This window comes from Chromohalobacter canadensis (assembly GCF_034479555.1).
Lineage (GTDB): Bacteria > Pseudomonadota > Gammaproteobacteria > Pseudomonadales > Halomonadaceae > Chromohalobacter > Chromohalobacter canadensis.
This window is the reverse complement of the sequence record NZ_CP140151.1, coordinates 3332660-3345903: the sequence shown is the minus strand read 5'-3', so window position 1 is coordinate 3345903 and position 13244 is coordinate 3332660. Positions and strand designations below refer to the sequence as shown.

General features: G+C 60.7%; 11 protein-coding genes. 1 reads left to right on the top strand and 10 read right to left on the bottom strand.

Annotation, left to right across the window (positions count from 1 at the left end):
• Nucleotides 1-58: 58 nt before the first annotated feature.
• The 9 genes from pdxJ to rpoE form a co-directional block, all read right to left on the bottom strand.
• Nucleotides 59-880 carry a pyridoxine 5'-phosphate synthase gene (gene pdxJ / locus SR908_RS15540; RefSeq protein ID WP_246921085.1) on the bottom strand — a complete coding sequence of 274 codons (822 nt, stop codon included), beginning with the start codon at nt 878-880 and terminating at the stop codon, nt 59-61.
• A 50-nt stretch (nt 881-930) separates the two neighbouring features.
• Nucleotides 931-1635, bottom strand: a complete 705-nt coding sequence (gene recO / locus SR908_RS15535; RefSeq protein WP_097023287.1) for a DNA repair protein RecO — start codon at nt 1633-1635, stop codon at nt 931-933.
• 30 nt (nt 1636-1665) lie between these two features.
• Complete coding sequence (gene era / locus SR908_RS15530; RefSeq protein WP_097023286.1) at nt 1666-2565, bottom strand: GTPase Era; 900 nt, start codon at nt 2563-2565, stop codon at nt 1666-1668.
• On the bottom strand, nt 2562-3254 hold the full coding sequence (rnc, locus tag SR908_RS15525; RefSeq protein WP_097023285.1) for a ribonuclease III: 693 nt from the start codon (nt 3252-3254) through the stop codon (nt 2562-2564). The genes era and rnc overlap by 4 nt, the downstream gene beginning before the upstream one ends.
• Before the next feature lie 81 nt (nt 3255-3335).
• A complete protein-coding gene (lepB, locus tag SR908_RS15520; RefSeq protein WP_246921087.1) occupies nt 3336-4139 on the bottom strand; it encodes a signal peptidase I in 804 nt (267 codons plus the stop codon).
• A gap of 11 nt (nt 4140-4150) precedes the next feature.
• Nucleotides 4151-5971, bottom strand: coding sequence for a translation elongation factor 4 (lepA, locus tag SR908_RS15515; RefSeq protein ID WP_097023283.1), 1821 nt, complete (start codon nt 5969-5971; stop codon nt 4151-4153).
• A gap of 200 nt (nt 5972-6171) precedes the next feature.
• Nucleotides 6172-7605 (bottom strand): DegQ family serine endoprotease, encoded by a 1434-nt coding sequence (locus tag SR908_RS15510; RefSeq protein WP_246921089.1) that lies wholly within the window; start codon nt 7603-7605, stop codon nt 6172-6174.
• A gap of 343 nt (nt 7606-7948) precedes the next feature.
• Nucleotides 7949-8725, bottom strand: a complete 777-nt coding sequence (locus SR908_RS15505) for a sigma-E factor negative regulatory protein (RefSeq protein ID WP_246921091.1) — start codon at nt 8723-8725, stop codon at nt 7949-7951.
• A 219-nt stretch (nt 8726-8944) separates the two neighbouring features.
• Nucleotides 8945-9550: an RNA polymerase sigma factor RpoE gene (gene rpoE / locus SR908_RS15500; RefSeq protein WP_246921094.1), complete on the bottom strand. Its 606-nt coding sequence runs from the start codon at nt 9548-9550 to the stop codon at nt 8945-8947.
• A 387-nt stretch (nt 9551-9937) separates the two neighbouring features.
• Between rpoE and SR908_RS15495 the strand changes: the two genes are divergently transcribed.
• Nucleotides 9938-11017, top strand: coding sequence for a 3-deoxy-7-phosphoheptulonate synthase (locus SR908_RS15495; protein WP_246921096.1), 1080 nt, complete (start codon nt 9938-9940; stop codon nt 11015-11017).
• 58 nt (nt 11018-11075) lie between these two features.
• Here the strand turns inward: SR908_RS15495 and dinG are convergent, their stop codons facing one another.
• Nucleotides 11076-13241, bottom strand: a complete 2166-nt coding sequence (gene dinG / locus SR908_RS15490) for an ATP-dependent DNA helicase DinG (protein ID WP_246921098.1) — start codon at nt 13239-13241, stop codon at nt 11076-11078.
• Nucleotides 13242-13244: the final 3 nt, after the last annotated feature.

Here is a 13244-nt window from a genome sequence, read left to right as displayed (position 1 = left end):
TTTGCCTTGTCTGATCATCGCTCGTCGACTTTTCAGACGAGGCCTAAGAAACGCAGAATCAACCGCCGCAGCACTCGTCGGTGTCATCATGCTCGTGGTCGTGGTCATGGCTGTGCTCGTGGGCGTCGATCTGCGCCATGACCCCGGCTTCCTGCCCGGCAATCGCGAGACGCTTCATTTCCGCCACGGCCTCTTTGAGGCCCACGAACAACGCCCGCGCGATAATGGCATGCCCGATGTTCAGCTCGTGAACGCCGGGAATCGCGGCAATGGCCTCGACGTTGTGGTAATGCAGCCCGTGACCGGCGTTGACCGTCAGCCCTAGTTCGAACGCCATCTCGGCCGCCGCCACCAGGCGCTGGTACTCGATACGCTGTGCGTCGCCGCTGGCCTCGGCATACGCTCCGGTATGCAGCTCGACGGTCGGCGCGCCCAACTCGAACGCGGCCTGGATCTGAGCGGGCTCGGGGTCGATGAACAACGACACCTCGCAGCCCGCCGCACCCAGGCGCCGGCAAGCCTCACCCACACGCTCGCAAGCGCCCACGACATCGAGCCCGCCTTCGGTGGTGAGCTCTTCGCGCTGCTCGGGCACCAGGCAGACATTGGCGGGACGCAATGCCTCGGCGAAGGCGATCATCTCCTCGGTCACGGCCATTTCCAGGTTCATACGCGTGGCCAGCGTTTCGGCCAGCACGCGCACGTCGCGCTCCTGGATATGACGGCGATCCTCACGCAGATGCAGGGTAATGCTATCAGCGCCGGCTTCTTCGGCCAGCATGGCGGCCTGCACGGGATCGGGATAGCGTGTCCCCCGCGCCTGGCGCAGCGTGGCGATATGATCGATATTGACGCCCAACAGGATACGTGGCGGATGCATGGTGATGTCCTTTCGATAAGAAATTGAAATAAGAAGAAGATGAAAAATCGTCAGGAGGTGCGTCGACGCTCGGCCAGTCGCCGCATCAACTCTCGCGAGCGCAGGGGGCGCTCACCCAGCAAGGGCGCCAAGGCCGCGCGCGTGACATGCTTGGCAACGCCTGCCAGGCCCGGTTCTTCCCAGTCGCCCCGCGCCAACCACTTGAGGCTGCGGCCGTCGATGCCGCCCTGTCCGGGAGCAACGGCACGAAAGCAATGACGCTCGGCGTGGTACAGATAATGCGTGAAGGCGTCCAGCGGGGCCTCGTGCTCATCGACGAAACGGGGCGCCATGTCGAGACTCTCCAGAAGAGTGATTTCCAGGCGCCTCAACGCTCCCGCCCGCTTGGCCGGCGATGGCAAGGCTTCGAGCGTCAGCGCGTAATGCGAGAACACCTCCCCCACCGGATACTCTAGCGGCAATACCCGCGCCATGAGTTCGTTGGCGTAAAATCCACACAGCAACCCTTCTCCGGCCAACAAGGCCGTGCTGCCCTGGCTTTCGAGCAGCCGCAAACGCTTGAGCTCGCCGTTGCCACTCCAGGTGACGTGCAGAGGGGAATACGGCTGCAGAACCCCGCGCGCTTTGCTGCCGCCGCGTTGCACGCCTTGGGCGACGGCACGCACACGCCCCTGCGTGAGCGTCAGCAACTCGACGATAGCACTGGTCTCACGGTAGGGACGCTTATGCAGTAAAAAGGCCGGTTCAGGCGTCATCGCAGCATCCATGCGCCATGGCAAGCGCCATCAGTCGAGATCGTAACCCAAGCTCTTCAGGGCGCGGTTGTCGTCGGACCACCCCCGCTTGACCTTCACCCACAGGTTGAGCATGACCTTGGCATCGAAGGCACGCTCCATCTCCAGACGGGCTTCGCGGCCGATGTTCTTGATGCGTTCGCCTTGGTCACCGATCAAGATTTTCTTCTGACCCGAGCGCTCGACCAGAATCAAGGCACTGATGTGCAGCGTCTTGCCGTCATCCTTGAATTCCTCGATCTCGACGGTCATCTGATACGGCAACTCGTCACCGAGCTGACGCATGACCTTCTCGCGCACCAACTCGGAGGCCAGGAAGCGCTGGCTCTTGTTCGTGACCTGGTCTTCCGAAAAGTAATGCACGCTTTCCGGCAAGCGTTGGGCGACTTCGGCTTCAAGCTCGGGCACGTTGGTGCCGTTCTTGGCCGAGAGGGGCACCACGGCCGCGAATTCGCGCTTCTTGCTCACGCTATCCAGCCACGGCAGCAGACTGCTCTTGTCCTCGAGCCAGTCGACCTTGTTGACGGCCAGGATCACCGGTGCCGGCACGTTGCTGAGCTTCTCGAGGACCACGTCGTCTTCCTCGGTCCACTTGGTGCGGTCGACGATGAAGATCACGCAGTCGATATCACGCAGGGCGTGCGTGGCTGCCTGATTCATGAAGCGGTTGATCGCCTTGTTGCGATCTCGCGTCTGAATGTGCATGCCCGGTGTATCGACATAGATGAACTGGGTGTCTTCCTCGGTCTTGATGCCCATCACCTGATGGCGCGTCGTTTGCGGACGCCGCGAGGTGATCGAGATCTTCTGCCCGAGAATCCGGTTCATCAGTGTCGACTTGCCGACATTGGGGCGGCCAACGATGGCCACGAAACCACAGTGTTGCGTCATGCGTGTTTGCTCTGGGAAGGTTCGAGTATTTCCAGCGCCTTTTCGGCGGCTTGCTGTTCGGCGTGGCGGCGGCTGGAACCGACGCCCAGCATATGATCCTCAAGCATCTCTACATGACACTCGATGGTAAAGACCTGCGCGTGCGCTTCGCCTTCGACCGAGACCACTTCATAACGCGGCAACGCCGATTGCCGAGACTGCAAAAATTCCTGCAGGCGCGTCTTGGGGTCTTTCTGATTGTCCTGTAGATCGAGCGCTTCCAGGCGCGTTGCGTACCACGACAGCACCCGCGCCTTGGCGACGTCCATGCCTGCATCGAGATAGATGGCACCGATCAGCGCTTCCACGCCATCGGCGAGAATCGAGTCGCGTCGGTAACCACCGCTTTTCATCTCGCCGGAGCCGAGTCGCAGGCATTCGCCCAGCTCGAACTCGCGCGCCAGCTCGGCCAGGGTCTGTCCTTTCACCAAGCGCGCGCGCAAACGCGACAACTGACCTTCTCGCGCTTGGGGAAAGCGCTGGAAAAGCGCTTCACCGATCACGAAGTTGACGATGGAGTCACCCAAAAATTCCAGGCGCTCGTTATTCTTACCTCCATAGCTACGATGGGTCACCGCCAACTCAAGCCGCGCGGTATCACGAAACTGGTAACCGATTCGTTTACTGAGGGCGTGCAAAGGGCTACTCACGACACTGCCTTTTTCATCTGTTCTGGGTGAAGCGGCGGAGAGCATGGCTCTCCCCCAGTATGAGTCATTCAAGAGTATGGTTCATTCGATGACTCTGACACTAGAGAAACTCGGCAAGCCGCTATCCCAGTGCATCCACACCGCGAACGCCTTGCCCACGATATTTTCTTCCGGCACGAAGCCCCAATAGCGGCTATCGTTGGAGTGGTCCCGGTTGTCGCCCATCATGAAATACTGGCCGTCCGGCACCACGACCTCACGCATTTGCGGACCGGGATCGTCGGGATTGTTATAAATGGCGTGCGCCACGCCATCCAATTGCTCCTCGAACTGTTCTTCGCCAGGCGCCGCCTTGATGTCGTCGTCCATCACCGACTTGCTGACCGGCTCATCGTTGACGTAAAGCTGCTTGTCTTCATAGCGAATGCGGTCCCCCGGCAAGCCGATAACACGCTTGATGAAGTCGACCGAGGGATCGTCCGGGAAGCGAAACACCATGACATCCCCCCGCTCGGGCTCGCCGACATCGACGACCTTGGTATTGATGACGGGTAGCCGCAGCCCGTAGGTGAACTTGTTGACCAGGATGAAATCCCCGACCTTGAGTGTCGGGCGCATCGAGCCGGAAGGAATTTGAAACGGCTCGACCACGAAACTCCGCAGCACCAGCACGATCAGCAGCACGGGAAAGAAGGAACGCGCATAATCCACCGCCCAGGGTTCCTTGCCTAACTTGCCCCGCGTGGCGGTATCCAGCCCACCGTCGACTTGTGATTCGGCCTTCTCCAGACGAGCACGGCGGGCTCGCCGCCACCATACGATATCAACCAGCCAGACAACGCCGGTGATGGCCACCGCCAACACCAGCAACAACGAAAAATCCATGGCTATGATTCCTAATCATTCATCTTGAGGACGGCAAGGAAGGCATCCTGGGGAATTTCCACTTTACCTACCTGCTTCATGCGCTTTTTGCCTGCCTTTTGCTTTTCGAGCAACTTCCGCTTGCGGGTCACGTCGCCGCCGTAACACTTGGCGGTCACGTTCTTGCGCAGCGCCTTGACGGTCGAGCGCGATACGACCTGACCGCCCAATGTCGCCTGGATGGCAACATCGAACATCTGGCGTGGGATCAGCTCTTTCATCTTTTCCACCAAGGCGCGCCCACGCGGATGGGCATGATCACGATGCACGATGGTGGCGAGCGCATCGACGCGGTCACCGTTGATCAATACGTCGAGACGCACGAGATTGGCCGCTTCGAAACGCTCGAAGTTGTATTCGAGCGACGCATAGCCCTTGGAGATCGACTTCAAGCGGTCGAAGAAGTCCATCACCACTTCGCTCATCGGCAATTCGTAGGTGAGCTGAATCTGACTCCCCAGGAACAGCATATCGAGCTGGGTTCCGCGACGCTGTTCGCACTCGGTGATGACATTGCCGACGTATTCCTGCGGCACCAAGATGCTGGCACGCACGATAGGCTCGCGCATCTCTTCGATGTCGGCCATGTCCGGCAATTTGGACGGGTTGGACACGTAACGTATCTCGCCATCCTTCATGACCAGCTCGTAGATGACCGTCGGCGCCGTGGTCAAAAGGTCCAGGTCGTACTCACGCTCGAGACGTTCCTGGATGATCTCCATATGCAAGGTGCCAAGGAAGCCGACGCGGAAACCGAAACCTAATGCATCGGAATTCTCCGGCTCGTAGCCCAGCGACGCATCGTTGAGGGCCAGCTTCTCCAGCGCATCGCGGAAGTCTTCGTAATCGTCGGAGCTGACCGGAAACATGCCCGCATAAACTTGGGGTTTGACCTTCTGGAACCCAGGCAGGCGCGCGACGTCGTCACCCCCCTTGGCATGCACGATGGTGTCACCCACCGGCGCGCCGTGAATGTCCTTGATACCCGCCACGACGAAACCGACTTCACCGGCACGCAAGACACCGGTTTGCTTGCGCTTGGGCGTGAAGATACCGACTTCGCTGACCTCCCAGGCCCGCTCGGTGGACTTCATGCGGATCTTGTCGCCCTTCTTGATCGTGCCGTCGAAGAGGCGCACCAGGGAAATCACGCCCAGATAATTGTCGAACCACGAATCGACGATCAACGCCTGCAATGGCGCCTCGGGATCGCCTTTGGGCGGCGGTACGTCACGCACCAGACGCTCGAGCAAGGCCTCCATGCCTAGGCCACTCTTCGCAGAGACCTGACAGGCATCGGTAGCATCGATGCCGATGATTTCCTCTACCTCATGGGCCACACGATCGGGGTCGGCCTGGGGCAGGTCAATCTTGTTGAGGACCGGCAGGACTTCGAGCCCTTGCTCCACCGCCGTGTAGCAATTGGCCACCGATTGCGCCTCGACACCTTGCGCCGCATCGACCACCAACAGCGCGCCCTCGCAGGCATAAAGCGAGCGCGACACTTCATAGGAAAAGTCGACGTGGCCCGGCGTATCGATGAAGTTGAGCTGATAGACCTGACCATCTTCGGCCTTGTAGTCCAGCGTCACGGACTGAGCCTTGATGGTAATGCCTCGTTCACGCTCGAGATCCATCGAGTCGAGCACCTGCTCCTTCGTCTCGCGCTCTGTCAAACCGCCACAGATCTGGATGATGCGGTCGGAAAGCGTCGACTTGCCGTGGTCGATATGGGCAATAATGGAGAAATTGCGAATGAGTGGAAGCGTTGCGTTATTTTCGTCGCGGCTCATCAAGTCCTACCTGAGTCAGAAACACGATCCGGTCAAGCTAGGCAGCTTGCTAGGCGAGAGTACGCGGACCGATGGACAATTCAATTGAAAGGCATTGTACCGGCAAGCACCTTCCATGGACAGCGAGGGCGTGTGATCGACACGACGAGGCCCCGACGAAGCGGGGCCTCGATTGCTAGCGTCGGCACGCCGACTCTGCATCAATCATCGGCGGGCTGCAGCCGCAGCGCCACGAACAGTGAACGCCCCTCGCGAACGATACGCACCGGAATGGCGCGGTCAGTAGGCGCGTTTTCCACCGCCTCGATCAAGTCATCGGTGTTCTCGATGGCGGTGCTATCGAAGTTGACGATGACGTCGCCGCGCGCGATCCCGGCGGCCGCCGCTGCACCACGCGGGTCGAGCTGACGCACCACGACACCGTTGTCGACGTCGAGTTGACTGCGCATCTGATCGTCGAGGTCACTGACCGCGACGCCCAGGCGCGATTGGCTGTCGTTTCCGGGGTCCTGTTGGCTAGAAGCCATGCGGCCCTCTTTCGGCCAGTTGCCAACGGTGACTTCGACTTCCTGCGGCTCGCCATCACGCAGGATGTCCAGCGTCACGTCATTGCCGGGCGACACACGCCCCACCAAACGGGGCAAGGTGGTGGAGTCCTCGACCTCTTTGCCGTCGACCGAGAGCACGACATCGCCGGCCTTGAGGCCCGCCTCGCTGGCAGGGCTGTCATCGCTGACATCGGCAATCAACGCACCCCGCGTATCATCAAGACCGAAAGATTCCGCCAAGTCGTTCGACACGGGCTGGATCACCACCCCGAGCCACCCACGGCTGACATGTCCGGAGTCTTTCAACTGATCGGCGATATCCATTGCCACGTTGATCGGGATGGCGAAGGAAACGCCCATGAATCCACCGCTACGGGTGTAGATCTGGGAGTTGATCCCCACGACCTCGCCATCGAGATTGAACAAGGGGCCGCCGGAATTGCCGGGATTGATCGCCACGTCAGTCTGGATGAAGGGAACGTAAGCATCGCTCGGCAGGGTGCGATTGATGGCACTGACGATGCCTGCGGTGACCGAATGATCGAACCCGAAGGGCGAGCCGATGGCAGCGACCCATTCGCCAACCTCCAGGTCGTCTGAATTACCCATGTCGAGAGTCGGCAAATCGTCGGCATCGACCTTGAGTACGGCGACATCCGTCTTCTTGTCGGCGCCCACCAGGGTGGCCTCGAGCTCGCGACGATCATTGAGTCGAACCACGATCTCGTCGGCACCGTCCACCACATGGGCGTTGGTCATGATATAGCCGTCATGACTGATCACGAATCCCGAACCCAATGAATGGCGCTCTTGACTGCCCTGACCGGGCGCCCTCGGCGTCATGGGCGGCATCTGATCGCCGAAGAAGTGGCGAAAGATATCGGGGACGCCCTGTTCACCGAACGGCGAGCCCTGCATGGCCCGTGTATCGACCGTACTGGTCGTGGAAATGTTGACGACGCCCGGCGCAGCGTCTTCGACCAATTGAGTGAAGTCCGGCAATTCTCGCGCCTGAGCGAACTGCGCAGCGCATAACGCAACGAACGCCAATAACAGTGGGGTGACATAACGAGAGAGACGTTGCATAAAAGACTCCTGATAAAAAGCGTGAACTCGTTAACCAAAACGAGGAGTCACATTGACGAGGTGCCGGTTCGCATTACCGGCTTACCATGGGACGGTGGCTAAGAAATCTAGCACCGCCAACTCCATTGATACACTAACGGGACAAGAGTTCACTGAACAACGTAATTAGTTCAACGCCACTAGCTCAATGCGCGGCCCAGTTGCCTGGTAACCGTGCTTAGCCCCTGCCACCCAGTGCATCGGCAAAGCGCAAAACGACAAAAGGCGCGCCCCTGACAACAGGTGACGCGCCTTGGCACGGATTCGACGGTGTCGTCACACGGGGGCGACAGACGCCATGGAATTAACGCTGACTCGACACCTCGGCACCCGAGCCATCGGATGCGCGAGAAGACGACATCCAAGCATCGCTCGAACCACCGGCCTGCTGTTGGTTCAAATACGCCTGCAGCAGTCGCGCCTGTTCATGGTCGCTGCGTGACGTTTGACGCGGCGAGTCGGAAAAGAGCGACGCGTCCATGCTGGCTTCCATGGCACCGCCGGGGCCCGAAGGCGCGAGGCTGGGAAATACCGGATTCGTGCCGGACGACGACGTCAAAAACCCGCTGCCGTCACCACCGAAGCTCGCTAACCGAGCACCAACATTGCCTCCCGAGGGCGCACTCTGCAGCGATGCTGGCTGCACACTGGCGCCGCCCTCGGCGGAAGACGTCTCACCGGAAGAGGCGTTACCGCTGGCGAACTCGGCACCTTCACCGCTGACGCCACTCGGCGAATTGGCGTTATACACCTGAACGCCGGTAATGACCATCAGCGACACCGCCGCTGCGATGGCGGCACTGCCTGCGAATGAAAATGGCACCGCACGGCGCGTGTCGGGTGTCGTCGCCTCCTGCTGGCCAGGTTCTTCGGCAATGCGCTCCATGATACCGGCAGAAAGATCGGCGCTGACATTCACACCACGATCACGCTGCATCATGCTTCGCGCCAAGTGATAACGTCGCCATGTTTCGGCGTCTTCGGGCGCGTCTTGCAACGACCTCATGACACGTCGTATCTCAAGCTCGTCGCCCTCATTATCCATCAGCGCGGACAAGGACTCTCGCACGTTCTGATTCATACCTACACCCTCACATTCGAGAAGACGAATGCCCATCGTCTACTGGGCGCTACGCAGCGGTTCACGTGTGGCAACACCTTTTTGATACCTTGCACGAGCTTCCTGCCCACCTGACGCAGTAGCGCCCATTCATTCCACTGGTACTCGTTGAGACGTCAAAGTCGCCGGACAGTTCACTTTTGCATGCGTCGAGCGACAATTTTTTATCACCCGACATGATCACTCGACCGCTGCATCGGCCTGACGCGGCGTGTTGAGCATCGGCTCGATGGCTTTGTCCACTGCCTCACGCGCCCTGAAGATACGCGAGCGCACCGTTCCCACAGGGCATTGCATGATATTGGCGATGTCTTCATAGGCGAGCCCGTCCATCTCGCGCAACGTGATCGCGGTCCGCAGATCTTCCGGCAGGTTCTCGATAGTCTCGAATACCACCGCCTCGAGCTGATCGCGCTGCAAGGCGGATTCCGGGGTTTCAATATCGGACAGGCGACCGCTATGGTCGAGTACCTCGGCATCCGCGATGTCCATGTCGCTGCCCGGCGGCCGTCGACCGCGAGAAACGAGATGATTCTTGGCGGTATTGATGGCGATGCGGTACATCCACGTATAAAAGGCGCTATCGGAGCGAAACTTGCTCAAGGCGCGGTATGCCTTGATGAAGGCTTCCTGAGCGACATCCTGCACTTCGGCGGGGTCATGCACATAACGTCCAATCAAGCCGAGAATCTTGTGCTGGTACTTCTTGACCAGGAGATCGAAAGCCCGGGTATCTCCTTTCTGGGCACGCTCGACGAGCTGGTGGTCGGTTTCCCTAGTGCCCATTCATTCCTCCCCCATGCCGGAGGCACTATAAAGCGAAGCGCCGACAACGGCGCCAGCGCAGGAAAATTGTATCTGCTGTGTGGTCATCATGTTCCAGTCGAGCCCACAGGGCGCTGAATGATCGAGATAATGGATGAAATTGGACGAAGACCTAGGGTCATGTGGCCGATCCACTTGCTTAACTTAAGTAATGCCTAGTGTTCCTTTTTCTGCCCGCCCCATCAAGACGATAAAGCGGCGGATGCGCTGATGGCATCCGAGCATTGACCACCATCATGGCGAGAAGTTCGGCCACGACATTGATTTTCCCAGCACTGACAAGCGATAGTAGCGCTTCTTCGCAAGCGAAACCGATGCCCTTCGCGACACATATCTACAGGTAGCGGAATGTCAGAACAGCAGGTCAATAACATTAACGTCCTTTCCCAGGACGTACTGGTCACACCCGAAGCGCTCAAGCGTGAAATCCCCCTTTCCGAGGAGGCCGAGCGCACGGTACTCGAAGGGCGCCGAACCGTTCAACGGATTCTCGACGGCGACGACCCGCGTCTCGTCGTCGTCCTCGGCCCCTGCTCGATCCACGATGTGGACGCGGCTCGCGATTACGCCCGCCGCCTACGCCAGTTGGCCGACGAGGTGAGCGATAACCTGTACGTGGTCATGCGCGTGTATTTCGAGAAGCCGCGCACTACCGTCGGCTGGAAGGGTCTGATCAACGACCCGCACCTCGACGACACCTTCGACATCCAGGAAGGGCTGCGCACCGCCCGGCGCCTTCTGGTCGAGCTTGCCGAAATGGGGCTACCACTGGCCACTGAGGCGCTCGATCCCATCTCGCCGCAGTATTTGCAAGATTGCATCAGTTGGTCGGCTATTGGGGCACGCACCACCGAGTCCCAGACACACCGCGAGATGGCGTCAGGCCTCTCGTCGCCGGTGGGCTTCAAGAACGGTACCGACGGTAGTCTCGACGTCGCGGTCAACGCGCTCAAGTCCGTTGCCCATCCCCATAACTTCCTGGGTATCGATCAAGGTGGACAGGTCGCCGTCATTCGCACACGCGGCAACCCCTACGGGCATATCGTGTTGCGCGGTGGCAACGGCAAGCCCAATTACGACAGCGTCAGCGTTACCCTCGCCGACAAGGAACTGCGCAAGGCAGGCGTGATCCCTAACATCATGGTCGACTGCTCGCACGCCAACTCCAACAAGGATCCGGCCCTGCAGCCCTTGGTGATGGACAACATCGCCAACCAGATCCTCGAGGGCAATACCTCGATCATGGGTCTGATGGTCGAGTCGCACATCGGCTGGGGCAACCAGAAGATCCCCGAGGATCGCTCGCAGCTGCAGTACGGCGTTTCGATCACCGACGCCTGCATCGACTGGCCGACCACCGAAACGGCCATGCGCGAGATGAACGAGAAGCTCAAGCCGGTCCTGAGCCAGCGCCAACGCGGCGAGTAAGCCCCGCCAATAGACGCCGCCGCCCACGCCTTCCACCCGGGGAGCGCGGGCGGCGCGCCTACTGCGCTATGCCGTCGATTTCACGCCGGAAAGGCGGTAACGAATCGAGCAGCGCCCTTCCATAACGACGCGTCAGGACACGACGGTCGAGCAATGTGATCCGTCCCTGATCGGCTTCTTTGCGGATCAGCCGACCGCAGGCCTGGACCAGACGAATCGAGGCATCCGGCACCGAGATGCGCATGAACGGATTGCCGCCTCGGCTTTCGATCCACTCCGCCAGGGTCGCCCCTACCGGATCGTCGGGCACGGAAAACGGCAGCCGAGTAATCACTACATGCGTCAGGTATTTTCCCGGCAGGTCGATCCCCTCGGCGAAACTGGCCAGCCCGAAGATGATACTGCCCTCCCCGGCATCGACGCGCGCGCGATGGCGCTGCAGCAGCTCGCGCTTGGGCAGATGATTCTGCGCCAACACCCGCTGACGCACCGTCTCTGGCAGCGCCTCGAGCACGGCGCGCATCTGCTTGCGCGACGAGAACAGCATGAGCACGGCTTCGCGCTCACCCAACGCTTGGGTGAAGTCGATCAGCGCACGCTCGTGGGCCTCGCGATTGCTGGGATCGACGGCCTCCGGCGGCACGCTGAGCACCGCCCGCGAATAATCGAACGGGCTGGGCAAGCGTTGATAGCGATAGCGGTTTGCAAGCCCGGCGCGTTCTTGCAAACGTTCGAAGCGATTGAGCGCGGTCAGCGTCGCCGAGGTCACCACTGCGCCATAGCATGTGCCCCACAAATGCCGAGCCAAGGTCTCGGCGGCCGAAACGGGGCTTGCCGAAAACGTCAACTCTGCCTCGCCGGCGACACGCTCGAAGGTCAGCCAACGCGCCTGAGGCACGCCGTCCTCGGGGTCCGTTGTGGACAACGCCTGCCACAAGGCATGCGCGTCCAAGGCCCGGCCGTGTAGCAGGGCGATCAACGGTAGCCAGGCCTCGGCCTGTTCGCGCGGCAAACCCGTGGCCTTTTCCGGATCGAGGCTCTCGCGCAAGATGTCAGCCATGCTCTCGAGCGTACGCGACAACTCGGCGAAGGCCGTGACCATCGCCCCGGCCTGCTCGGAAAGCGCCTCGGGCACCCGCCCCATGGAGAAACGGTGATGCACGGCGTCACTGGCTTCTTCAGGCAGCCCATGCTCCAACTCGGCGATGCTATGCCCCATGGCGAACGCCTCGCCGAGGCGCGGTTCCAACGCGGCGATGGCTTCCGGCAGGCTCGCCAACAAGCGGGCCAGGGTCGGCTGCACGGCCAGAGCGGTATTGAGCTCGGTCAGCGACTTCTTCAGCGTGCGTAGCCAGCGTAGCGTACCGTTGACCGGCAAACGGTGATAAAAGTGGTCGAGAGCTTTATCGGGCAGATGGTGCCCTTCGTCGAAGACGTAGATGCACTCCTTGGGCGATGGCAATACCAACCCGCCCCCCAAGGAAAGATCCGCCAGCACAAGATCGTGATTGGCAACGATGATATCGGCCTGATCGAGCCCCCGGCGGGCGCGAAAGAAGGCGCAGGCGCCGAAGTGGCCACAGCGACGATTGGTGCACTGGCGATGATCGATGGTCAAACGGCGCCAATCGGCATCGTCGATCCCCGTCGGCCAGCTATCGCGGTCCCCCTCCCAGCGCCCTGCCGAGTAGGCCTCGGCCATCTCGTGCGCCAGGGCCTGGAAGTCGTCACCGTCGCGCGACGTCATCGCTTCCTCGAAAAGCGACAGCGTAGGGTTGTCTTCCCCGCCTTCCAAGGCTTGATCGAGTCGCGCCACGCATAGATAGCGCCCCCGACCCTTGGCCAGGGCGTATTCGAAATCGAGGCCGCTATGCGCCTTGAGGGCCGGCAGGTCGTGATGCAGCACCTGCTCTTGCAGCGCCACCGTGGCGGTGGAGACCACCAGACGCTTACCACGCGCCTGGGCGATGGGCAGCGCGGCAAGCAGATAGGCCAGCGTCTTGCCAGTGCCGGTACCCGCTTCCAGCACGCAGACATGCTCGTTGGAGAGACGTCGTCCGGCGTCATCCGCCTCGATGCCACCCAGGGTCCGCGCGATCTCGGCGATCATCAGTCGCTGCCCATAACGCGGCGTCAGCTCGAGCCCTTCGAGCACTTTCCGGTAGGCCGTCTGAATGGTCGCCTTGAGCTCGGGGTCGAGGGCCTGGGATGCCGTTTCCGTCAAGGG